The organism is Leptolyngbya sp. KIOST-1 (assembly GCF_000763385.1).
In the GTDB taxonomy this organism is placed as follows: Bacteria; Cyanobacteriota; Cyanobacteriia; order Phormidesmidales; family Phormidesmidaceae; genus Nodosilinea.
In genome coordinates, this window is the sequence record NZ_JQFA01000002.1 from 3,388,749 (window position 1) to 3,409,357 (window position 20,609).

25 protein-coding genes and 3 pseudogenes are annotated in these 20,609 nt (G+C 58.5%); 17 read left to right on the forward strand and 11 right to left on the reverse strand.

Annotation, left to right across the window (positions count from 1 at the left end; genetic code table 11):
• Window positions 1-56: 56 nt before the first annotated feature.
• Window positions 57-644, forward strand: coding sequence for an RAMP superfamily CRISPR-associated protein (locus NF78_RS31195; RefSeq protein WP_156119776.1), 588 nt, complete (start codon window positions 57-59; stop codon window positions 642-644).
• Here NF78_RS31195 and cas1 read toward each other — a convergent pair.
• Window positions 536-940: a CRISPR-associated endonuclease Cas1 gene (gene cas1 / locus NF78_RS14950; protein ID WP_052050520.1), complete on the reverse strand. Its 405-nt coding sequence runs from the start codon at window positions 938-940 to the stop codon at window positions 536-538. The genes NF78_RS31195 and cas1 overlap by 109 nt on opposite strands.
• 44 nt (window positions 941-984) lie before the next feature.
• Between cas1 and NF78_RS29540 the strand changes: the two are divergent.
• Window positions 985-1,362 (forward strand): annotated as a pseudogene (locus NF78_RS29540) (IS66 family transposase); the annotation flags it as partial.
• 210 nt (window positions 1,363-1,572) lie between these two features.
• Complete coding sequence (locus tag NF78_RS14955; protein WP_035987554.1) at window positions 1,573-3,051, forward strand: alpha-amylase; 1,479 nt, start codon at window positions 1,573-1,575, stop codon at window positions 3,049-3,051.
• A 126-nt stretch (window positions 3,052-3,177) separates the two neighbouring features.
• Here NF78_RS14955 and truB read toward each other — a convergent pair whose 3' ends face one another.
• The 3 genes from truB to NF78_RS14970 form a co-directional block, all read right to left on the reverse strand.
• On the reverse strand, window positions 3,178-4,065 hold the full coding sequence (truB, locus tag NF78_RS14960; RefSeq protein ID WP_035987557.1) for a tRNA pseudouridine(55) synthase TruB: 888 nt from the start codon (window positions 4,063-4,065) through the stop codon (window positions 3,178-3,180).
• 70 nt (window positions 4,066-4,135) lie between these two features.
• Window positions 4,136-4,795 (reverse strand): peptide-methionine (S)-S-oxide reductase MsrA, encoded by a 660-nt coding sequence (gene msrA, locus NF78_RS14965; RefSeq protein WP_081972638.1) that lies wholly within the window; start codon window positions 4,793-4,795, stop codon window positions 4,136-4,138.
• Between the two features lie 116 nt (window positions 4,796-4,911).
• On the reverse strand, window positions 4,912-5,190 hold the full coding sequence (locus NF78_RS14970; protein WP_035987560.1) for a hypothetical protein: 279 nt from the start codon (window positions 5,188-5,190) through the stop codon (window positions 4,912-4,914).
• Here NF78_RS14970 and NF78_RS31200 point away from each other — a divergent pair.
• Window positions 5,185-5,340 (forward strand): hypothetical protein, encoded by a 156-nt coding sequence (locus NF78_RS31200; RefSeq protein WP_156119777.1) that lies wholly within the window; start codon window positions 5,185-5,187, stop codon window positions 5,338-5,340. The genes NF78_RS14970 and NF78_RS31200 overlap by 6 nt on opposite strands.
• A gap of 135 nt (window positions 5,341-5,475) precedes the next feature.
• Window positions 5,476-6,147 carry a hypothetical protein gene (locus tag NF78_RS14975; RefSeq protein ID WP_035987547.1) on the forward strand — a complete coding sequence of 224 codons (672 nt, stop codon included), beginning with the start codon at window positions 5,476-5,478 and terminating at the stop codon, window positions 6,145-6,147.
• Here NF78_RS14975 and NF78_RS14980 read toward each other — a convergent pair.
• Window positions 6,124-7,620, reverse strand: coding sequence for a DUF4347 domain-containing protein (locus NF78_RS14980; RefSeq protein WP_081972639.1), 1,497 nt, complete (start codon window positions 7,618-7,620; stop codon window positions 6,124-6,126). The two genes, NF78_RS14975 and NF78_RS14980, sit on opposite strands and share 24 nt — an antisense overlap.
• A 265-nt stretch (window positions 7,621-7,885) precedes the next feature.
• Between NF78_RS14980 and NF78_RS14985 the strand changes: the two genes are divergently transcribed.
• The 5 genes from NF78_RS14985 (at window position 7,886) to NF78_RS15005 (ending at window position 12,707) form a co-directional block, all read left to right on the forward strand.
• Window positions 7,886-8,593 carry a GntR family transcriptional regulator gene (locus NF78_RS14985; RefSeq protein ID WP_035987564.1) on the forward strand — a complete coding sequence of 236 codons (708 nt, stop codon included), beginning with the start codon at window positions 7,886-7,888 and terminating at the stop codon, window positions 8,591-8,593.
• A gap of 56 nt (window positions 8,594-8,649) precedes the next feature.
• Window positions 8,650-8,937 carry a DUF4090 family protein gene (locus NF78_RS14990; protein ID WP_035987051.1) on the forward strand — a complete coding sequence of 96 codons (288 nt, stop codon included), beginning with the start codon at window positions 8,650-8,652 and terminating at the stop codon, window positions 8,935-8,937.
• Window positions 8,938-9,449: 512 nt separating this feature from the next.
• Window positions 9,450-10,388, forward strand: coding sequence for a DUF3365 domain-containing protein (locus tag NF78_RS14995; RefSeq protein WP_035987565.1), 939 nt, complete (start codon window positions 9,450-9,452; stop codon window positions 10,386-10,388).
• A gap of 130 nt (window positions 10,389-10,518) precedes the next feature.
• Window positions 10,519-11,997, forward strand: coding sequence for a CoA-acylating methylmalonate-semialdehyde dehydrogenase (locus NF78_RS15000; RefSeq protein WP_035987567.1), 1,479 nt, complete (start codon window positions 10,519-10,521; stop codon window positions 11,995-11,997).
• A gap of 101 nt (window positions 11,998-12,098) precedes the next feature.
• Window positions 12,099-12,707, forward strand: coding sequence for a Uma2 family endonuclease (locus NF78_RS15005; protein WP_035987569.1), 609 nt, complete (start codon window positions 12,099-12,101; stop codon window positions 12,705-12,707).
• 68 nt (window positions 12,708-12,775) lie between these two features.
• Here the strand turns inward: NF78_RS15005 and NF78_RS33510 are convergent, their stop codons facing one another.
• Entirely contained in the window at window positions 12,776-13,024 is a 249-nt protein-coding gene (locus NF78_RS33510) for a DUF4058 family protein (protein ID WP_081972640.1), read from the reverse strand.
• Between the two features lie 106 nt (window positions 13,025-13,130).
• On the opposite strand from NF78_RS33510, the pseudogene tnpC reads away from it, so the two are divergent.
• Window positions 13,131-14,102 (forward strand): annotated as a pseudogene (gene tnpC / locus NF78_RS33515) (IS66 family transposase); the annotation flags it as partial.
• Here tnpC and NF78_RS32450 read toward each other — a convergent pair.
• A pseudogene (locus tag NF78_RS32450) lies at window positions 14,060-14,515 on the reverse strand (adenylyltransferase/cytidyltransferase family protein); the annotation flags it as partial. The pseudogenes tnpC and NF78_RS32450 sit on opposite strands and share 43 nt — an antisense overlap.
• 144 nt (window positions 14,516-14,659) lie before the next feature.
• On the opposite strand from NF78_RS32450, the gene NF78_RS29560 reads away from it, so the two are divergent.
• Window positions 14,660-14,833: a protein adenylyltransferase SelO family protein gene (locus NF78_RS29560; protein WP_081972641.1), complete on the forward strand. Its 174-nt coding sequence runs from the start codon at window positions 14,660-14,662 to the stop codon at window positions 14,831-14,833.
• A 74-nt stretch (window positions 14,834-14,907) separates the two neighbouring features.
• Here NF78_RS29560 and NF78_RS15015 read toward each other — a convergent pair whose 3' ends face one another.
• On the reverse strand, window positions 14,908-15,486 hold the full coding sequence (locus tag NF78_RS15015; protein ID WP_035987570.1) for a DUF4058 family protein: 579 nt from the start codon (window positions 15,484-15,486) through the stop codon (window positions 14,908-14,910).
• A gap of 99 nt (window positions 15,487-15,585) precedes the next feature.
• Here NF78_RS15015 and NF78_RS15020 point away from each other — a divergent pair, with 99 nt between their 5' ends.
• From NF78_RS15020 to NF78_RS15030, 4 genes are all read left to right on the forward strand, one after another.
• Window positions 15,586-15,774 (forward strand): type II toxin-antitoxin system HicA family toxin, encoded by a 189-nt coding sequence (locus NF78_RS15020; protein ID WP_035987573.1) that lies wholly within the window; start codon window positions 15,586-15,588, stop codon window positions 15,772-15,774.
• Window positions 15,771-15,986, forward strand: coding sequence for a type II toxin-antitoxin system HicB family antitoxin (locus NF78_RS29565; protein WP_072016071.1), 216 nt, complete (start codon window positions 15,771-15,773; stop codon window positions 15,984-15,986). Before NF78_RS15020 ends, NF78_RS29565 begins: the two co-directional genes overlap by 4 nt.
• Window positions 15,987-16,247: 261 nt before the next feature.
• On the forward strand, window positions 16,248-17,138 hold the full coding sequence (locus tag NF78_RS15025; RefSeq protein WP_035987575.1) for an AEC family transporter: 891 nt from the start codon (window positions 16,248-16,250) through the stop codon (window positions 17,136-17,138).
• 44 nt (window positions 17,139-17,182) lie between these two features.
• The gene (locus tag NF78_RS15030) at window positions 17,183-17,839 is read left to right on the forward strand and encodes a DNA-3-methyladenine glycosylase family protein (RefSeq protein ID WP_035989891.1); all 657 of its coding nucleotides are present in this window, start codon (window positions 17,183-17,185) and stop codon (window positions 17,837-17,839) included.
• Here the strand turns inward: NF78_RS15030 and NF78_RS15035 are convergent.
• Window positions 17,825-18,280: a Fur family transcriptional regulator gene (locus tag NF78_RS15035; RefSeq protein WP_035989894.1), complete on the reverse strand. Its 456-nt coding sequence runs from the start codon at window positions 18,278-18,280 to the stop codon at window positions 17,825-17,827. The two genes, NF78_RS15030 and NF78_RS15035, sit on opposite strands and share 15 nt — an antisense overlap.
• Before the next feature lie 404 nt (window positions 18,281-18,684).
• Here NF78_RS15035 and NF78_RS15040 point away from each other — a divergent pair, with 404 nt between their 5' ends.
• Window positions 18,685-19,221: a Dps family protein gene (locus NF78_RS15040; protein WP_035987576.1), complete on the forward strand. Its 537-nt coding sequence runs from the start codon at window positions 18,685-18,687 to the stop codon at window positions 19,219-19,221.
• A 239-nt stretch (window positions 19,222-19,460) separates the two neighbouring features.
• On the opposite strand, the gene NF78_RS15045 is transcribed toward NF78_RS15040, so the two are convergent.
• Both NF78_RS15045 and NF78_RS15050 read right to left on the reverse strand, forming a co-directional pair.
• Entirely contained in the window at window positions 19,461-20,054 is a 594-nt protein-coding gene (locus NF78_RS15045) for a (2Fe-2S) ferredoxin domain-containing protein (protein ID WP_035987578.1), read from the reverse strand.
• Entirely contained in the window at window positions 20,051-20,338 is a 288-nt protein-coding gene (locus NF78_RS15050) for an Asr1405/Asl0597 family protein (RefSeq protein WP_052050347.1), read from the reverse strand. Before NF78_RS15050 ends, NF78_RS15045 begins: the two co-directional genes overlap by 4 nt.
• Window positions 20,339-20,609 lie beyond the last annotated feature (271 nt).

Sequence of the window (20,609 nt, forward strand, 5' to 3'; positions counted from 1 at the left end):
TTGATCTAACCAATGGAGACAAATATATTTCAAGCACTCTGTATGCATCTGCAAGTTTGTACGATACCTACGAACTTAGAGCCGAAGCCATCTCTGTCTTGCCCGTCACGGCGCTGAGTTCTAAAACTGACGGTGGCTTCAAGCCCGGCAAAGCAGGCGTGTTTGACTCGCTCATCGACAGCTACTGCGCTAAAGAGCATGGCTTGTTTTATGAACCTAATGACATAACGGGCAATCGCGTAGAACCCTTTAGCGGTTTCTACAGCAAATCGGGCACCTCCCACGCTACCCACTCGGTTAACAAGCGCCTGTTGACACGGGTAGGCATCAACCGCCAACGGGCCACCGCCCAAGATGAAATTCTCTACAGCCTGGAGGTGTTGAATGAAACCCAGGGAAAACAGCAGCCAGTGCCCTCGGTCTACCGCAGCACCATTTTGGTGAATGACGATGCGCTGGCTGAGCAACTGTTGGCGTTTATTCAGGGCAATGGCGACCGCATTCGGCTGGGCGGCTCCGCCTCACGGGGGCTGGGTCAGGTAAGCATTGCAGCAACTCTTGCTGAAGAACCAGCAAACTCTCTGCCCCATAGGGTTACGGCCTTTAATACCAAGTTACAAGAGCGCTGGGCGCTATGGAAGTAGGGGACTGGGTCGCGGGCATCGGGGTGGTGGAGGGTGGTCATGATGCGGTCTTCAAAGGCTTGCAGGTAGCGGCGGCGGGCGTCGTCGGTGAGGTAGACGGCTCCGTTGGCCTTGGGCGGTAGAAAGGCATCGGGCTTGAGCACCTGCTGGTTTAGCAGCGTCAGCACCAGCGTATCGACGATGGGCGAGCGAAATTCTTCCATCAGGTCAAAGGCCAGGTGGGCTTCGTGGCGATCATTTCGGTGCAGGTTGCCTAGGTAGGGGTTGAGCCCCTCCAGGTGCAACAGACTGAGCACATTGTTAAACAGCAGCGTGTAGCCAAAGCTCAGCAGGGCGTTGACCGGGCGAAAAGACGCCGCTAGCTAAAACCATCCGCACCTGCCAGCAACTCTTACAGGTAGAACCCGCCCTTTGGACGTTTGTGCAGACCCCAGGGGTGGAGCCGACCAACAATGCTGCTGAGCGGGCGTTGCGTCCAGCGGTGATCTGGCGGCGCACCAGTTTTGGCTCCCAGTCTCATGGAGGAAGTCAGTTTGTCTCGCGCATGCTGACGGTGGTCACCTCCTTGAAGGCTCAGCATCGCAATGTCTTGGCCTTCCTCAGTCAAACCTGTGCCGCCGCTCGGTTGAACCGGCCCGCGCCATCTTTACTTCCTCAATTTGAGCCCGAGCAGGAGGACTCTCTGGAGGCTCATGGTCAGCCTCTCTCTCTAGCTTAGAAAGTTCGATGAGGGACGCTTACGAATAAGTTTATGAATTGGGGTTTTACCAAATCGGATTTTGGATTAGATGTGGGAGAACGGGGGTTTGATGGTGGGCAGTAACCCCTCTACTTACCTCGAAATATGCCGCAAGGTAGACCGAAAAAAATGAGAGAACCTGCCATAATCCCGGAATCACCATTATTTTCCTAAAAGGATTCTACGGGTATGTCAGAGCCTAACGGCGTGATGATGCAGTATTTTCATTGGTACATTGAACCTGACGGCAACCTGTGGAACGAGTTCGCTAAAAATGTCAAAGACCTGGCCGAGGTCGGCATTACTGCCGTCTGGCTGCCGCCCGCCTATAAAGGCACCGCTGGCGGCTTGGACGTAGGTTACAGCGTTTACGACCTGTACGACCTGGGCGAATTTGACCAAAAGGGCAGTGTTCGCACCAAGTACGGCACCAAAGACGAGTACATTCAGGCGGTCAAGGCGGCCAAAGCAGTCGGGGTTCGCGTCTACGCCGACGTGGTCTTTAACCACATGATGGGGGCCGATGCCCTCGAAGAGGTCGAAGCTACCCCCATGAGCCACGACAACCGCCACGAGCAAATTGGCGAAAACCGGATGGTCAAGGTTTGGACACACTTTAAATTCCCCGGTCGCCAGGGCAAATATTCCGACATGGAGTGGCACTGGTGGCATTTTGACGCCGTCGACTACGACGAAAACGACCCTGCCTACGACGCGGTTTACCTGTTCAAAGGCAAACAGTTTGATGAACATGTAGACCTCGAAAAAGGGGCCTTTGACTACCTGATGGGCTGCGACCTCGACATGGAATCGGAGGAGGTGCGCCATGCTCTCCAGGATTGGGGCGCATGGTATGTCGATACCGTTGACGTCGATGGCTTTCGATTTGATGCGGTGAAGCACGTGCGGGCGGGCTTTTTTCCCCAGTGGCTGAACCACTGTCGTCGCCATGCTGGGCGCAGGCTGTTTGCGGTGGGCGAGTACTGGTCCTACGAGATCGAGGCGCTGCACCATTTCATCGATGTCACCGGGGGCGATGTGCACCTGTTCGATGCCCCACTGCACTACAACTTCTGCGAAGCCAGCAAAGCCGGGGGCGACTACGACCTCACCACCATTTTCGACAACACCCTGGTGCAGCAGCAGCCCGCCCTCGCCGTCACCCTGGTGGACAACCACGATTCCCAGCCGCTGCAATCGCTCGAATCGGTGGTGGAACCCTGGTTCAAGCCCCTGGCCTACGCGCTGATTTTGCTGCGTCAAGATGGCTACCCCTGTATCTTCTACGCCGACTACTACGGCGCTCACTACAAAGACACGGGCAACGATGGCGGCGAGTACGAAATCTGGCTCGACAGCCACCAGTGGCTGATTGACAAGTTTTTGTATGCCCGCCGCACCTACGCCTTTGGCGACCAGTACGACTACTTTGACCACCCCAGCACCATCGGCTGGACCCGCCTCGGCACCGAAGCCAACCCCGGTGGGATGGCGGTGGTGCTCACCAACGGTGAGGACGGCCATAAGTGGATGGAGGTGGGCCAGCCCAACTGCACCTACTACGACATCACCGAGCACATCAGCGAGCCCGTCACCACCAATGACGAAGGCTGGGCCGAGTTTAGCTGCCAGGCGGGGTCGGTTTCGGTGTGGGTGCCGAAGGAGTAGATGGGTGTATGGGTAGGCGGGTGAATGGGTAGGTGGGTAGGGGCGAATGCCATTCGCCCAATGCAATCGCTTTGGCCTTCAGTCAGAGAATGATTTGGACGAGGGTGATGACGAGCCCCTACCCACCTACAGCACCATCTTGGCTTTGAGAATGGGGCCTTCGTCGCGGTCTTCGAGCTGGGCGATGCCTAAAAAGTCCCCGCTGGCGTCGCTGAGGACGCGGTAGGGCGTGTGGGGCAAAATTGTCTCCGGGGGTGGAAACTTCTGTCCCTGCTGCCAGCGGCGGGCCACCTCTGGGGAAAGGGCGATCGCAGGCAGATGCCCCAATGCCACTGCTGGGGTCACCAGCTCCAGCGCCTGCTTTTCGACTAAATCTGTCACCTCTTGTGGCGTCAGGCTGTGCTCGGCGCTGAAGCCGCCGCTGCGGGTGCGGGTGAGGTGGGCCAGGGTGGCTCCGGTGCCGAGGCGATCGCCCAAATCCCGCGCGATCGAGCGAATGTAGGTGCCGGGGCCGCAATCTATATCGAGCGTTAGCTCCGGCTGTGCCCCCGGCTGCCAGTGCTGCACCCTGAGGCTGTGAATCACAACCTTACGGGACGGTGGGGTGACGGCTCGCCCCTTGCGGGCCAGGTCGTAGAGCCGCTGCCCCTGCACCTGAATGGCGCTAAAGGCTGGCGGAACCTGGGCGATCGCCCCTTCAAACTCGGGTAGACAGGCGGTGATGTCGTCTACGGTAAGGCGATCGGCGGCCTGCTGGGTCAGAACTTCGCCTTCCAGGTCATCGGTGGTGGTGGTGAGGCCAAAGCGAACGATCGCCCGGTAGGCCTTGCCCTCGGGCAGGTAGGGCAGCAGCCGCGTGGCGCGACCCACGGCGATCGGCAGCACGCCCTCAGCTAAGGGATCCAGCGTGCCACCGTGGCCCACTTTTTTAATGCCCGTCAGCCGTCGCACCGCCCCCACGCAGTCGTGGGAACTCATGCCCTGGGGCTTGTAGAAGTTCAGAAATCCTTGCACGGTAGTCGGTGTATGTTTTGGATTTTAGGTTTCCGGCTTTAGTCATCCACCCATCCACCCATCCACTCGCCTACTCCCCACTGCCCCAAACTTCGGCCAGGCGGCGATCGCGCCCGCAGGCCGTGCGGTAGTACTTGTACCGCAGCGGGTGCTTGAGGTAGTAGTCCTGGTGGTAGTCTTCGGCCGGGTAGAAGGTTTGGGCGGGCTCGATCGCGGTGACGATGGGGGTTTTCTGGAACTGCTTGAGGACGCTGAGGGTGGTCTTAGACTCCTCCGCCAGGGCCTGCTGCTCGTCGGTGTGGACAAAGATGCGCGAGGTGTACTGGCTGCCTTTATCGCAAAACTGACCCCGGCTATCTACCGGATCCACATTCTGCCAAAAGACCTCCAGCAGCCTGTCGTAGCTGACTTTGCTGGGGTCGTAGACTACCTGCACCGCCTCCACGTGGCCGGTGCCTCCGCCAGAGACTTCGGCGTAGGTGGGGTCAACTTTGGTGCCGCCGGTATAGCCGGAGGTGGTGGAGACCACGCCGTCCAGGTGGTCAAAGGGGCCTTCCATGCACCAGAAGCAGCCCCCCGCAAAGGTGGCGGTGGCCAGGTTTGGGTCGCTCGCCTGCCCAGGCGACTCGGGCATGGAGTCGGCGGTGGCGTAGAAGGGGAGGGCATCCCACATTAGCCCCAGGGCGGCGACCAGCAGCAGGCCAAAAAACAACTGACGCAGAGTTTGCATAGCGATCCGTTACGTTGCTTAACTATTCCTAGCTTACGCCACCAGCCCCGGCGCTCAACCCCCGGCAGCCCGGAAAAGCACCCGTGAAAATGGCGGTCCAAGAACGCAGACTGTCTTCAGTTCACCCCGGCGCTGTGGCTGATTACGCCGTACCAGTCGGGGTTGTCGGTGGCCGAGGCGGCGGCATCGGTGGCGTAGTTGTCAATGAAGGTGGGAAGTCGGCCCAGGGCGCGGGCCTGGGGCAACAGGTGCAGACCGCGATCGCCCCCAGCTTGGGAATAGGCTGCCTGGAGCGTCTCGGCATCGGGCACGAAAATTGCGCCGCCTTTGCCCATGCCGGGGTTCGCCCCTGCGCCCGCCGTGGCGCTGTTGCCCTCAAACACGGTGTTGTGCAAAATCAGCCGCCCCGCCTGGAGAAAGATCGCGCCGCCCAGGCCGCCGCCGCCGCCGCCCTGCCCTACCGCCGCGTCGCCGCCGCCGAAGCCACCGATGCCCGGCTGGCCTGGAGAGTAACCTTGCGGATCCGGCCTACTAATGAGAGATAATAAGCTGATAACTAATTCAATTGCCTGTTCAAGTTTATGGCGCTGGTTGGTTTAAGTAAGCTCCAGGTAGGTGTTAACAGGTAGGTGTTAAAAAGAATGCCCGCGAACGAGTCCTAAGGCTGAGAGAATGTATCGATGACTAGCACAATCGCAGACATCATCCGCAATGGACTGGTATTCGATGTCAAAAACTGGGGTGGCAGAATGAGGACAGGCGATCTTCTAGCGGCGGTTGATACCTTATTCGTCACGCTAGAATCTCGCCAGATTGAGTACCTGCTAGTCGGCGGCATTGCCATGCTCAGCTATATAGAAGGCCGCAACACTCAGGATATTGATTTTATTTTCTCAAAGCAGGCACTGGATAACTTGCCTGAACTGGCGATCGTAGAAGAGAATCGAGACTTTATTCGCGGTAATTTTGGTGCTTTGCAGGTCGATGTATTGCTGACGAAGAATAAGCTGTTTGAGTTGGTCAATCAACAGTACGCGGTAAAACAGCAGTTTGGGAACCGCACGATTCGTTGTGCGACTGTTGAGGGCCTCATCATACTCAAATTTTACGCTTTGCCGTCACTGTATCGTCAGGGCGACTTTAGCCGAGTCAGTCTCTACGAAAATGATATTACTCAATTGTTGTTAAAGTTTTCAGTTGAGCTAGAGCCTATTTTCACGATTCTTACTCCTTACTTACTCGAATCTGATATACAAGCCATTCAAGACACTGCTCAGGATATTCAAGCCAGAATTGAGCGGTTTAAAGTTCAGCGTCAGCAGCTGGATTCAATGTCTGATGGCAAAGAATAAGTGTAACCGTCCCAGGAAGCCGCCGCGCCCGCCGTTGCCCGCGTTGCCCACGCCGCCCAGGCCGCCGCCGCCGCTAAAGCTGGCCACGCCCATGGTGCCCAGGTCACCCGCCGGGTTGCTGCCGCCAAAAATGCCGATACCGCCGTTGCCGCCGTCGCCACCGTTGCCGCCATTGCCCCCCTCCGCCCCGCCGTTGCCACCGTTGCCGCCGTTGCCCGCATTGCCCAGCCCGCCAAAGCCGCCGCCCCCCGCAAAGGCGATGGTGCCAATGCCGCCGACGCCAATGCCGTTGATCCCCGCCATCGCGCCCCGATTGGCGTTGATGCGATCGTCTACGGTGTCGATAGTGAGGCCCTTGGGGGAAGATGGCAGGGTGTCAGTCTGGTGAATGCCAATGCCGTTGACCCCCGCGATCGCGCCCCGATTCAGGGTATATTTTTGCTTTTCCAGCCGAATTGCCGTATTTTCGGGTTCCTGGCGGGGTATGCTGCTGCCCCCCACCGCCTGGTTATCGACAAAGTGCATGTTGGTCAGGGTCACCTTGCCGCCTTTGATCAGCAGTCCACCCCCCAGGCCGGCGCTGCCTCCGGCTCCCGCCAGCCCGTTGTCGCCCGCTGCCAGCCCGTCGGCCACGGTCAGGTCACGCAGGGTGACATCCCCCGCCTCGACCACCAGCACCCGGTGGAACCGCTGGCCGCTGAGAATGTCGTCGCCATCACCCACCAGAAACAGGCCGCTGCGAATGGCGGGCAGAGTGCTCTCCAGGGCAATGGTGCCGCTGACGGCGGCCAGGGAGACCAGGTCGTCTTCGGGGGTTTGGTTGGCGATGTCCAGGGCTTCCCGCAGGCTGCCGGGACCGCGATCGCCCGTGGAGGTCACCGTGATCTGCCGCAGCACCCCAACCAGCGGTGCCGTGACCCAGGGCACCGGAGTCTCGATAGGGCCGAGACGGCGTTCCAGCCGCCAGTCGCCTCCCTGTTCGGGGTTACCCGTGGGGGTGGTGGAGGCGGCCACATCCGCCCCGGTCAGGCGCTGCAGCTGCTGTAGAAAGGCTTGCCCCTCCTGTCCCTGGCCGAGCTCACAGCCGTAGAGCAGTAGATCGGCCCCCGCTGGCAGGGCGTTGTGCCAGGTCGTCAACTCCTGACGATAGGCGTTTAGACTGGCTGTGTTCAGAGTGGCATTTCCCAGCAGGATCTGGCCGGGGCTGCCGTGGCTGACCAAGTGTAGAGCCTGGGGATGGTAGCGCTCCAGGGCACGGGTGATGGGGGCCAGTTCGTCTTGAACGATCACCAGGTGCTGGTGAGGGGCCAGGCGCGATCGCCACGCGGCCCCGGTGTCGGTCAGCAGGGCGCCATCGATCGCCACCACCTCAGATTGCCCAGACCACAACCCCAACCCAGGCCAGACCAGCACCGCGATCGCCACGGCAAGCCACAGGCCGTGCCACAGCCATTTACCTTCCCTACTTGCCACTACTCAACCCCTGCTTGCCCACAGCTCAAGGAAAACCTATTCTCACCGCTAAAAATACTAAGCTCCCGCCGCTACGCAAAGCTGAAGTTGAGCCATTCTTTAGTTATCGCGACTTTGTAGCAAGATTTCTGCCCCTTGAGAACTTTCTCAACCCTCTTTAAGGGCCAACTTTGTATGATTAGGAAGTATTGCTGTTGTGGCCGCCATGGGCGTCACGGCTGTCTCATCGGCCAGTGTTCCACCTGCGCCAGAGGTTAAACCCCCTGTGATTCTATCCTCTTCACCGATCATCAACCGCAGCAAGTCGCTCTACGAGCAGGTGTACCACGCGCTGCGTTCGGCGATTTTGACCGGCGACCTCTCCCCAGGCGATCGCCTGGTTGAAACCCAGTTGGCCGAGTGGCTGCAGGTGAGCCGCACCCCCCTGCGCGAGGCGCTGCGCCAGCTCCAGCAGGACGGGCTGGTTACCGCCGATGTCAGCGGCGGGCTGCGGGTGACCACCATTACTGCCGCCGATGCCGAAGAACTCTACGACTGTCGGCTGGCCCTGGAGGCCCTGGCGGTGGCCGGGGCCTGTACCCACGCCACAGCGGAGCAGCTGGAGGCAATTGCCCTCTGCGTGGCCCAGGCCGAGGGGGCCACCGCCAACAGCCACGGCAGCCTCTCCCCCGAAGGGCTGCTCAACGTGGACTACCAGTTTCACCACCTGATTGCCGAAAGCTCGGGCAATCGGCGGCTGGTGTCGCTGCTCGATTCACTGTTTGACGCCATGGCCCTGCTGCGGATCCAGACCCTCCAGCAAAACCCCAACGTGCTCGATATTCGCCTGGAGCACCGCCAGATCTACGAGGCCATCCTCAGCCGCAACTCGGAGGTGGCCGTCAGCGCCATCACCCAGCACCTGCGGGCCAGCAAAACCCGCGTGGTCAAAGAAATTGAGGGCCATCAGCCGGTTGCGGCGGTTCCGTCCTGACGACGGGGATCGCGGTCTGGTAGGATCTTGAGACGATTCACCTAGCAGAAACCGCCATGTCTCAGACTCCCACCACCGGGGCCGATGCCGTTGATGCCGCGATCGCAGCCGGCATCGATCTCGACGGCACCCCCATTCCCCCTGCCAAGCTCGACCTCTACCACCAGGTAATGGCGAAAGAAGCCGGGCGGCAGCGCAGCGGTGTCTCCAACTCCATGCGATCGCGGATTGTGCGAATTGGGGCCAAGCATTTTTCCCAGGATGAGCTGAACGCCATGCTGGCTGCCGCCGACTTTGCCCCTCTCAAAGACAAAGAGATCGCCTATTTCTACGGCGGCAAGTAGTTTTATCTAGGGCAGCGTCAAGCCCAAAAATTTGGGCTCTCGGAGGTTGGGTGAACCCTGCCTTTCACCCAACAGCAACAACCCTGATTGGATTCTGCTGGCGCGTCATCCGACCGACAAATTGAGGATTGCCAGACTACAGGTTTTATCGCTGGTCAAACCTCGGTTCGCCCTGCCGCTGAATTTTGGTGCAGGGCTTTTTCATCCCGGCCAGAGCCGTTCATGCCTTTGCCGGGGAGCCCTTTGGGGGCTGAGTCAAAAATAGTTGGGCAATAGGGACAGTGGACCCGGCCATTTGGGAACAATGGGTCTGAATTTACCCAATCCGGGACAAGCGGACCTGTTGCTACTCTAGGTGTAGCAGATGTTACCTTCTGATCTTGGGCCGCGATGCTACAGCTGGAAAAATATGACCGATGAGTGTTGCAAAGCGTAGCGATACGTGCGCTATCTCCGGAAACAGGCCAACTACGGGTGTATTTGATGACGGAACACACCACACCTGCCGCCCTATGCTGAAGCTTGACAACCTGCAACTTGGCCAAAAATTTACCCTGCTGCTGCTGCTCGTATTTTTGGGCGGTATCGTGGCCAGCAGTGTCGCTCTGTCCTCTGTGCTCAATCACAACTCCCAGGCGCAGCTGACCACCAAAGCCCTGATGCTGATGGAAACGATGAACTCAGTGCGGGATTACACCACCAATCACATCAATCCCCAGCTGGTCGATCGGCTCAGTACCGAATTTTTGCCCGAAACGGTGCCCGCCTATTCCGCCCGTGAAGTATTTGAAACCTTCCGCAGTAACCCCATCTATGCCGATTTCTTTTACAAAGAAGCCACCCTCAACCCCACTAACCTGAGAGATAAGGCCGATGGCTTTGAGGCCCAGCTGGTCGAGCAATTTAAACAGCAGAGCGCAGTCCAGCAAACCAGCGGCTTTCGACCCACGCCAGCAGGTGACCTTTACTACATTGCCCGCCCGATTAAGATTACCCAGGCCAGCTGTTTGGAGTGCCACAGCACCCCTGCCGTCGCCCCCGCCAGCCTGATCGAGCGCTACGGTTCCAGCAATGGCTTTGGCTGGAGTCTGAATGAAATTGTGGGGGCGCAGATGATTTCGGTGCCGGCGGCTAAGGTGCTGAGAAGTGCGCGTCAGTCCCTGCTGCTGATCCTGGGCATTTTTGTAATGGCCTTTTCCCTGGCGATCGTGATGGTCAACCTCTGGCTTAAGCGCTACGTTGTGCGTCCCCTCAACCGGATGGCCCTGGCCGCCGAAGCTGCCAGTATGGGCAAGCCTGGGGCCGATTTCACGGTCAAGTCCAAGGACGAGGTGGGCCAGCTGGCCGAGGCGTTTAACCGCATGCAGATGAGTTTGCAGATGGCCATGCAGCGCCTGGAGCGCTACCGTGAAGGTCGCCGCAACTCAGGCGATTTCTCCAATAAGCTGTAAGTCCAGCGGTCCCGTCTAAAACCATCTGCGGCTGAATTTGGTTTTGGCAGACGCCCTCTGCCCCCCACAGACAGCCATCGGTTGGGCAGAGCAGCGCCTATGATGCTAATGAGCAGTAATAGGCACCGCTATGACGCAATCGGGGATTTTGAAGAACTACATCAACGGTCAGTGGGTGCCCTCTGTGGCAGGGGAGGTGCTCACGGTCGACAATCCGGCCACGGGTGAGGTGCTGGGGCAAGTGCCTGTGTCCCCCCAAGATGAAGTCGATCAGGCGGCCCGCGCTGCCGCCATAGCCTTTGAAGACTGGCGACGAGTGCCGCCACCCCAGCGGGTGCAGCCCCTGTTTAAGCTCAAAGACCTGCTGGAAACTCACCTGGAGGAACTGGCTCAGATTGTCACCCAGGAGTGCGGCAAAACCCTGGCGGAATCTAAGGGCGAGCTGCGACGGGCGATTGAGAATGTGGAGGTGGCCTGCGGCATTCCGATGATGATGCAGGGCACGGTGCTGGAGGACATCGCCAGCGGCATCGATGAGTTTATGATTCGCCAACCGCTGGGAGTGGCGGCGGCGATCGCCCCCTTCAACTTCCCAGCCATGATCCCCTTCTGGTTTATGCCCTACGCCCTGGCCTGCGGCAACACCTACATCGTCAAACCCTCCGAAAAAGTGCCCCTGACCCTACAGCGCATCTTCGAGCTGCTGGATGCGGCGGGCTTTCCCCCCGGCGTGGTGAACCTGGTGCATGGTGCTAAGGAAACGGTAGATGCCATTCTGGAACACCCCACCATTCGGGCGATCAGCTTTGTTGGGTCTTCCCCGGTCGCCAAATACATCTATGCCCAGGCGGCAGCCCACGGCAAGCGGGTGCAGTGCCAGGGCGGAGCTAAAAACCCGGTGATTGTGCTGCCCGACGCCGATCGCACCATGACCACCCGCATCGTCGCCGACAGTGCCTTTGGCTGTGCCGGTCAGCGCTGCCTGGCGGCGTCTCTGGCGGTGACGGTGGGGGAGGCCAGCGAGTGGTTTACGGAGGCGATCGCCCACACCGCCGCCACCCGCACCGTGGGCAACGGCCTCGACCCCGAGGTGCAGATGGGGCCAGTGATCACCGCCCAGAGTCGGCAGCGGATCGAGAGCCTGATTCAAACCGGCGCGGACGAGGGAGCAACGGTGCTGGTGGACGGTCGTAATGCCAAGATCCCTGACCTGGCGGCAGGTCACTTCGTTAAACCCACGGTGCTGCAAAAGGTGCCCCCCACGGGAGAAATTGCCCAGACCGAAATCTTTGGCCCGGTGCTGGGGCTGATGGCAGTGGATACGGTGGAGGACGCGATCGCCCTGGTGAACCAGAGCCCCTGGGGCAACATGGCCTGCCTGTTCACCAACAGCGGGGCCGCCGCCCGCAAGTTTCGCCACGAGGCCACCGCAGGCAACATCGGCATCAACATCGGCGTAGCCGCCCCTATGGCCTTCTTCCCCTTCAGCGGCTGGAAAGACAGCTTCTTCGGCGATCTCCACGGCCAGGGAGCCCACGCGGTGGAATTTTTCACCCAGACCAAGGTGGTCGTCGAGCGCTGGCCCAAAGAATGGAGCCGCCAGTTTTGATAGTAAGGGACTGCACGAGAATTCATCACTAGATCAGCTTTGCCATAATGGCGATAAGGCCTTGATCGACGACTGCAAGCACGGAGGAGGGGAAAATCACGATGGTGCAGGCCAATCCAAAACTGCTGAATGTTGACGACTTTATTGCCAACCATGGCGATCAGGATCGCTATGAGCTAATCGATGGGGAGCTAATCGATTTGGAACCGACGGGATTGCATGAGCAGGTGATCGGTTTCGTGGTGCGAAAGCTCAGCGTTGAAATCGATCGCCTGGACTTGCCCTACATCATTCCCCACCGCTGCTTGGTTCGGTTCTCAGACGATACGGCTTTTCGCCCCGATGTGATTGTGCTGGACAAAACTCAACTGGTTCACGAACCGCTGTGGAGAACTCAGCCTGTTGTGACAACCAATGCGGCAATTAAACTGATTGCCGAGGTAGTCAGCACCAACTGGCAGAACGATTATGCCCGCAAAGTAGAAGACTATGCGCTGTTTGGAGTGCCGGAATACTGGATTACAGACTATCTGGCGCTAGGGGGCAGAGAATACATTGGGCAACCGAAACAGCCAACAGTAACGGTCTGTCAGCTCACCGGGGGGTTCTACGATAAGCAGCTGTTTCAGCACGATAATCAGTTAATCTCGCCAACATTTCCAGAGCTGCGGATTCAGGCGAGTGCTATTTTTGCGGCTGGGCAACTGTAGAAAACGATCCAGTGGGTGACTGCTGACATATCACCGTGGCGAGGGCAGCATTCAAGCTCAATCATCACTTACTCCCTCAAGCTCTGTGCTATTAACCAATCATTTGTCCATGCCGCATCAGCTTCACCCAGCGGTGGCACCGGGTCATAGCTGTAGTCAATCGCCAAATCATAGCTAGCGCGATCGTGGACCCCATTTACTAGATCTTGAAGATCGACCCACGTCGGTGGGTCTTGGGGCTGAAGGGGGACTGGAAAAGGGGGAATTGCATCGCTCAGATTGTAACCGTCCCAGGAATTTAACGAAGGCTTAGGGATTTTGGGCTAGGAGTCCCGGTAAGGTGAAGCGATGAGCGACGAGATCGAGATAGCTGGAATCCGAGTTCCGAGGGCCGACTGGGAAGCGACCCCCGCTAGCATCCAAATGTTAGTGCGGGTTCTGAGTGAGCGGCTGATGGCGTTGGAAGAGAAAGTCAATCAGAATTCACAGAATTCATCAAAACCACCGTCAACGGATGGCTTTGGCAAAGGTGTTAAAGCCAAAGGGAAAGGCAAGAAAGCCCCGCGAGAGCAGAGCGGGAAAACTGCTCCTCGCGAAGCTCGAAAACTATATCCCGCCGAAGATTGTCGAGCCGTCCATGAGGTGATTCCCCCGGCCTGCGACGCCTGTGGAGCTAGCTTATCAGGCCACGATTCTCATCCTCACCGCCATCAAGTGATAGAAGTGCCACCGGTTAAACCCGAGGTGGTGGAGTATCGATTGCATGGCCTGAGGTGCCCGTGCTGCGACACGGTAACCCGCGCCGAGCTGCCGTCGGGGGTCTCTGCCCTGGGCTATGGTGAACGACTGACGGCGATGGTGGCCTTGCTGAGTGGGGGGTACCGGCTGAGCTATCGGCAGGTGTGTGCGGTGATGGACGACCTCTTCGGGGTGCGCCTCTCTCGTGGTGGCATCGGGCGTTTGCGGCAAGAAATCAGTGACGCGGTGAGTCCGGCGGTGGAGGAGGCCAAGGCCTACGTGCAGAGCCAACCCGTGATGCATAGTGATGAAACCAGTTACCCCCAAGGCAATCGAGACGGGGGAAATCCCCAGCGCACTAAAGGCTGGCTATGGGTGCTGGTGACGCCGCTGGTGAGTTTTTTCGAGGTGGTGCTCAGTCGGTCACAGGCGACTGCTAAAGCCCTGATTGGTGAAGAGTTTTCAGGAATTGTCACCTCTGACCGCTACAGCGCCTACCGGTGGATTGAGGTGACCCGATGGCAGGTGTGCTGGGCGCATCTGAAGCGAGACTTCACCGCCATGGCAGACCGTAGCGGCGTCTCGCGTGAGATTGGCGAGGCGCTGCTGAGGCGGCAGCGGCGATTATTTCGCTGGTGGCACCGGGTGCGTGATGGCACCTTGGTACGCTCCGACTTTATCGAGTTCGTCAAACCCTTGCGGGCTGGCTTTAACAGGTCGGCCCCGACCACCAGCGCAAACCTGGCCCCCGGCCAAATTTGCCGCGCCCGCTCCAGGGTGACGACGGTGCGCCGGTGGCTGAGTTCGGGGTGCACCTGCACCCGCTGGGGCGGGGCGTCTAGCTCGTCAATCAGCAGCTCCAGCATGCGAAAGCGATCGCCCAGGTCGGTCTGGTGGGCTTTAAACGGGTTGTTGGCCGTCCACACCGCCACGTGGTCAAACTGGGTGGCCAGCCAGGCCAAAATGGCTGCGTGTCCCCGATGGGGCGGGTCGGCGCTGGTGCCAAACAGGGCAACGTGGAGCCCGGTGGCGCGATCGGTGGAACGTTCCGGTGAGGTCATGGCGGCCATCCTCAGGACTGGGACTGGGGCTGCGGGCCGCGACGGGTGCGCGCCGTCAGCTCGGCTAGGGCATCGGAGAGGGCGACGGGGTAGGCGGCGGGCTGCTCCAGAGAACCCTTCAAGGATCGCTACGAGACCTACTACCGGCAGCGCATGCTGCAGAAGTTGGGATTTGAGCAGCTAGACGCCGATCTGGCCACCGCCCTGGTCAATCAGACGATCGACCTGCTCAGTGCCGTCCAGGTGGGCTACCACGACTTCTTTTTTGCCCTCACTGAGCAGTTTTCCCCCCGCTGGCGTGAGCAGATCTTTACTTCCTCAATTTGAGCCCGAGCAGGAGGACTCTCTGGAGGCTCATGGTCAGCCTCTCTCTCTAGCTTAGAAAGTTCGATGAGGGACGCTTACCTCAGATTGAACCCATACAGGGCAGCCAGGGGGCGTTGCTCTACCCGGCTGACCAGAATGCGATAGAGGCTGCTCACTCCCGCGCCGCGCAGGGGCAGGGGGCCAAAGGCGCGAATTAGATCAACTTCGATCAGGTGAGTTTGGCTGCCCAAGACTTTTAACCGCTTTTCTTCGTACAGTTGCCGCCCTTTGCCCGATCGTTTGTTACTGGGAGAGATTAGTTCAAGGGTGGTAATGACCTCGCCTGTACCAACTTCACGAATTTCTAGAAATCGCTCTGTAATTTCCTCGGGCATGGGTAATTCGACCATGACGGGCTCTACCAACACCTGTCCGTGTCGTTGGGTCGTGACATTTTGCTTGGGTAAGGCCCGAAATACCGCTGCGTCGGGACGGCCAATTTGCAAATCCGCCGCTGCATACTGGTAGACACGCTTTTCGATCGCGACTCGGTACTTAAGCCGTAGCTGTGGCCCTAGCGCATCGGCAATAGCCACCAGCAGCCGATTGTGGAACTCGGGCCACAGCCCTGGCTGCTCAAGGTACGGATCCATGCCTGGGAAAGGGGATGGCATCGGCAGAGGTTACGCTGGGGTTAGCTTGAATTTTAGGCGATCGCGCTCTTGTAGCGAGGCTGGGCACACTCTGCTTTACCCGTCCTCCAGAGAACTATCATGAAGGTTAGAGCGGTTATCAACCTAATCGAGCAAGATGGATGGTATCTGGCGCGCACCCGTGGCAGTCATCGGCAGTATAAGCATTCTACCAAGCCAGGAATTGTGACAGTACCGGGTAAGCTGAGCGACGATCTGGCCAGAGGCACCCTCAACAGCATTTTCAAACAGGCGGGAATTAAGTCGTGACTCAATATTTGATCGTCATTGAACCAACTGAGACAGGCTTTTCGGCCTATTCCCCCGATTTACCGGGCTGTATTTCGACTGGGACGACTCGGGCTGAGGTAGAAAGCAACATGCGTGAAGCGATCGAGTTTCATCTCGAAAGCCTCAAGCTAGAAGGCTTAGACGTTCCGCAACCTTCTACCACCTCCGCCTACATTGAAGTCGCCGCATAGCGCCTTAGCCCCAGGCACCATGCCCTGGGGATAGCGCAAGAAGGGTTGGGTGTCTATAGAAATTCAGTACACTGGGCTAAACCTCCAGTGCGGTGGGAAGGCTATGGCGCTAAACCTGTCTCGGCTAGACCTGGCGACCCTCTACGATCGCGATCCCGAGTGTGGCTATAGCTGGGAACAGGTACTCGATGACAGCTTTTTCCCCTAGAGTCTAAATCGGTCGCCGTGGCAAAGACGGTGGTATGAGACTATCGGGGGCCTATGGAAATTTTGATTTCGGCGATGCTGCCCGTTGCCCTGGTGGCCCTGGTGGGGTTTGGGGTGGGGCGCAGCTTTGAGCTAGACATGCAAACCCTGACGCGGCTGAACATCTACGCCCTGCTGCCGGCGCTGGTGTTGACCAGCCTGGCCCAGACCACGCTGGCTCTGGGCAGTGCGATCGCGATCGTCGCCAGCTTTTTGCTCAATACCGTGGTGCTGTACCTGCTGGCGGTGGGGCTGAGCCGTCGCCTCGACTTCTCGGTGGATGAGCAAAAGGGTCTGATTGCCATTGTGATGTTTTCAAACGTGGGCAACCTGGGCCTGCCCTTCATCTTGTTTGCGTTGGGCGAGACTGGGCTAGAGCGGGCGGTGGTGTACCTGGTCGGCTCTAGCGTGATGATCGCCAGCGTGTTCCCCATTGTGCTGAAGGGGGCGGGGCTGAGGGCGGGGCTTAACGTCACCCTGCGGCTGCCCGTGTTTTGGGCTGCTCTGGTGGGGCTAGGCCTCCAGGCGGTGCAGGGCGCGTTTCCGCTGCCGCTGGAGCGGGGCATGGCGCTGCTGGGGGAGGGCGCAATTCCGGTGGCGCTGCTGACCCTGGGGGTACAGCTGGCGCGAACGGAGCTGGTCTTTGGCCGCTATGAACTGCTCGGCGCGGGGCTGCGGCTGGGGGTGGCCCCCCTGCTGGCCTACGGCATTGGCACAGCGGTAGGTTTACAGGGGTTAGACCGGCAGGTGCTGGTGCTCCAGGCGGCCATGCCCGTGGCGGTGAACTCGCTGATCTGGGTGACGGAGCTGGGGGGCGATCGCACTCGGGTAGCCCGCACCATCGTGCTGTCAACCTTTTGCAGTGTGTTTACTCTGCCGGTGGTGCTGTGGTTGAGCGGTCGGTGAGCCAATTTTGGATTGTGGATTTTAGAGTTGGGGTGATTGTTGCGATGGCGCCGAGTGATGCAGCCAAAACCTTAGACAGTGAGCTAATGCCGCCCAGCGCTGGGCTGCGGCGGGCGGTGGCGGTGGTGTGCGATCGCGACCCCAGCTTCCTTCGCATTGAGGCCGAAGCGGGCTCCCTCACGGTGCGTGCCTGGTCGCCGGGCTTTGCTTCGCTAGTGCGAATTATTCTGGGGCAGCAGTTGTCATCGAAAGCTGCTCAAGCCATTTTTCAGCGGCTACAGGCAGCGCTGGAGCTGACCCCTGGGGCGATCGCCACTGCCCCAGACCTCACCCTTCAGCGGGTCGGGCTCAGTCGCGCCAAAATTGCCACCTGTCGGCGGCTATCGGCAGCTCTGCAATCAGACCAGCTCGATCTCGACAGCCTGGCGGCCCTACCCGATGGCGACGCCGTGGCCCAGCTCACCCAAATCAAAGGTATCGGGGTTTGGACAGCAGAAGTGTACCTGCTGTTCTGCCTTCAGCGGTTGAGCAGCTTTCCGGCCTCAGACCTTGCCGTGCAGGTGGCTTACCAGCGGCTGCAAAACTTGGCAAATCGTCCTACACGCCGGGAACTGTTGGCCTGCACAGAGCCGCTGCATCCCTACCGTGGGGCTGTCGCCCACCTGCTGTGGCACTACTACCGTCGCCTAGCCCAGCAGTGACTGGCAGCTGGGGCAAATGCCGTAGACCGTAAACTGACAGTTGAGCAGCGAGAACCCCCGCAAGGCGCTCTCGCTGCTGCCCACCTGGGTCATGGTGGCGTCCTCAAACTCCTGCACCGCTCCACAGTGAACGCATACGAGGTGGTGGTGCTGCTCCATGAACGGAGTATTGAGTTCGTAGTATTTGCGGCCCTCGGCTAGCTCTAGCTCCTGCAAAAGCCCCAGCCGCACCATCACGTGCAGCGCTCGATAGATGGTAGAAAAGCTAATTTTTTCCCCTCGATCCAACAGCTGCTGATGAATTTCCTCCGCATTGAGGTGGTGGCCCAGGGCCGCAGACTGAAACAGATCCAGAATCTTTTGCCGCTGGCTCGTGAACCGAAATCCTTCTTTATTGAGAACGGTTTTAAGTAGTTCTGGCTCTTGATTTGAATCTGGCAAGGCTAGGTCAGGCTCCATCGCTGTTTTGCTGTATTTGAAAAAGGGTATAAAGCTGGCCATATAAATTGAATTCTGTCATCTAACGAAGGGCATGTTGAAAGGTGCTGATGAGCCAACTGGCTGAGCTATTGCCGACCTGACTGCTACAGCTAGATTTAAAGTTCAGTCGGGTCTTTTGGTCTGTCTTTTGGTCTGTCTTTTGGTCTATCGCAAATGGTTTTCGATACAGGATTTTAGAGCTATTGAAAATCATTTTCGGTATCCTTGTCGACAATTAAATTCTGTATTTCTCTATCCGCTTTATCCCAATAAAGGTATTAGCTAGATTCAAAAAAATAAGGTAGGCTCAATAAGCAACCCTGAAAGGCTAGGGCTGCTTTCACTGCTGAAAAGAGGGGATGCTTATGCCTATTACTGAGACTCTGCTGCAAACCTATGGTGAGATTGCAGACAACCCAATTCTGCTGGAGAAGTCGATTACAGAGCCTGTTGTTGATGGGCTGGCGACGGTCTATGCCAGCTTTGTGGCCCTGACATTGCAATACCAAAAGCACCACTTTGTGGTGGAAGGTTCGGAGTATTACATGCTCCACGAATACTTCTCGGAGAGCTACGAGGCCACCCAGGAGCATGCCCATGATGTGGGTGAGCGTCTGCACGGGCTGGGAGGGATCCCACCGCTGAGCTTTGGCAAGCTGTCTGAGCTGTGCTGCTTCGAAATGGAAAACGACGACACCTACCGCTGCCGCATCATGATCGACCACGACCTGAAGGCTGAGCAGGCGCTGGTCGATCTGATTCGGCGACTGGCGGCTCAGGCTGAAAGCCTGGGCGATCGCGCTACCCGCTACCTGTACGAGCAAATTTTGCTGAAGACTGAGGAGCGGGCCTACCATTTACAGCACTTCCTCACACCGGATAGTTTGAAACTGGGGTGGTAGATCACCTGTTTCAGTCCCTAGGGGCGAACAACCGTTTGCCCCTAGAGGGTTGACTTTTTTGAGCAACGTTGCTGCACCGAGCTGTTGCGTCCGCCCCCAAATTTCCCACAACCAACGCTTGCTCACGCTCATCTCCTACGATTCGAGATAGACCTTCCAAATAATCCAGCCTGATAGCGCTACAAACGTGACAATGACTAGCCAGTGATCCCACCGCTGGGGGTCAAACGCTTGGCTCGTCATTGTGGCCTCACCCGAGATAGGGCTTCGCCTGGCGTGGGGTTGTGCAGCATTCGGCCATTGGGCAGCCGCAGATTGGGCCCATGTTTGCAGGCTTTCATGCAGCCCGTGGCTTTTATGGATACGTGGCTTAGCTCGGGGTCACTGTCTACGGCATTTTGCAGTGCGCTGTGGATTTGGCGACCGCCCTGCTTGTAGCACTTGCCCTTGGTACACACTTCGATACAGAGGCGCTTTTGCTTGGGGTGGGCCTCGGCCGCAGGAGATGGCAATGGCGAAAATGCGGCCCAACGCTGCCGTAGCGTTTCGGACTCGCACTCGGGCAGGGGCAGAACGTTGATGGCCCGCCAGCGATCGTCTTCGGCGTAAGCCCACACCTGAACAAACTCCCCAGGCGACAACTCGCGCACCAGCATGGGGCGCAGGTACTTGGGCAACTTGATGGTGTATTCGGTGGTCCCGGCCTGTAGCAGCAGCCCTTTGATCTTGCCCTTGTCGGAGCGGTAGACCCCGGCATACTGGCCTTTGAGCACCTGCCCGGTGGGCGATGCCGCCTGCAGGTTTGCTTCAGCGGTTTCGTAAAGGGTTTTCATCGCAGGCTCCTTTGCTGCCAGCAGCGCTCCAGGTGGTCAGTGAGAGAGAGCTTTGATTGGGTGGTGGCCTGCACCACGCTCCAGACTTGTAGAGCGGCAGCGGGGGTATCGATCGCGACGCTCAGGGGGCGATCGCAGCCGCAATCACAGGCCAGACCCAATGCTTGCAGGCGATGGTAGACCGTCCACCGATTGATGCGGTCCAGTTCAACTACGGTTTTGGCTGGGGCAATGGTGTACAGGTCGGGCCCGAACTCGGCGTAGTCTGACTTTAAAGCTTGCATATTAACTCGACTGACTCTCCATAGCGGTGACCCCAGGGGGCCTGAACTTATTGAAATTAACTCTAGACTAGGCGCTTGCAGGTGCCGAGAGAGTAGGAGAGCGAAAGGCCAAAAGCCCCTGCCAGCCAAGGTTTCAGCACGCTTTGGTAATTTTCTTAGCTCGACTTCACCGCGACAAGTCTGTCATTGCTATTGACTCTCGTTTTTACTAAGATACCCAAGCTCGGAGATTAATGCAACAAATTTTCAATAAGAAGGCGCTGTTGCCACT

What these genes read in the sequence shown, in the direction of transcription:
- NF78_RS15015 (WP_035987570.1), bottom strand. Translation starts at nt 15,486, where the DNA reads ATGCCATCCCCTTTCCCAGGCATGGATCCGTACCTTGAGCAGCCAGGG.
- NF78_RS15005 (WP_035987569.1), top strand. Translation starts at nt 12,099, where the DNA reads ATGGTGCAGGCCAATCCAAAACTGCTGAATGTTGACGACTTTATTGCC.
- NF78_RS15045 (WP_035987578.1), bottom strand. Translation starts at nt 20,054, where the DNA reads ATGAAAACCCTTTACGAAACCGCTGAAGCAAACCTGCAGGCGGCATCG.
- NF78_RS14975 (WP_035987547.1), top strand. Translation starts at nt 5,476, where the DNA reads ATGACTAGCACAATCGCAGACATCATCCGCAATGGACTGGTATTCGAT.
- NF78_RS15050 (WP_052050347.1), bottom strand. Translation starts at nt 20,338, where the DNA reads ATGCAAGCTTTAAAGTCAGACTACGCCGAGTTCGGGCCCGACCTGTAC.
- NF78_RS14955 (WP_035987554.1), top strand. Translation starts at nt 1,573, where the DNA reads ATGTCAGAGCCTAACGGCGTGATGATGCAGTATTTTCATTGGTACATT.
- NF78_RS15030 (WP_035989891.1), top strand. Translation starts at nt 17,183, where the DNA reads ATGGCGCCGAGTGATGCAGCCAAAACCTTAGACAGTGAGCTAATGCCG.
- msrA (WP_081972638.1), bottom strand. Translation starts at nt 4,795, where the DNA reads ATGCAAACTCTGCGTCAGTTGTTTTTTGGCCTGCTGCTGGTCGCCGCC.
- NF78_RS15025 (WP_035987575.1), top strand. Translation starts at nt 16,248, where the DNA reads ATGGAAATTTTGATTTCGGCGATGCTGCCCGTTGCCCTGGTGGCCCTG.
- NF78_RS15000 (WP_035987567.1), top strand. Translation starts at nt 10,519, where the DNA reads ATGACGCAATCGGGGATTTTGAAGAACTACATCAACGGTCAGTGGGTG.
- NF78_RS14990 (WP_035987051.1), top strand. Translation starts at nt 8,650, where the DNA reads ATGTCTCAGACTCCCACCACCGGGGCCGATGCCGTTGATGCCGCGATC.
- NF78_RS29560 (WP_081972641.1), top strand. Translation starts at nt 14,660, where the DNA reads ATGCTGCAGAAGTTGGGATTTGAGCAGCTAGACGCCGATCTGGCCACC.
- NF78_RS14995 (WP_035987565.1), top strand. Translation starts at nt 9,450, where the DNA reads ATGCTGAAGCTTGACAACCTGCAACTTGGCCAAAAATTTACCCTGCTG.
- NF78_RS15040 (WP_035987576.1), top strand. Translation starts at nt 18,685, where the DNA reads ATGCCTATTACTGAGACTCTGCTGCAAACCTATGGTGAGATTGCAGAC.
- NF78_RS15020 (WP_035987573.1), top strand. Translation starts at nt 15,586, where the DNA reads ATGAAGGTTAGAGCGGTTATCAACCTAATCGAGCAAGATGGATGGTAT.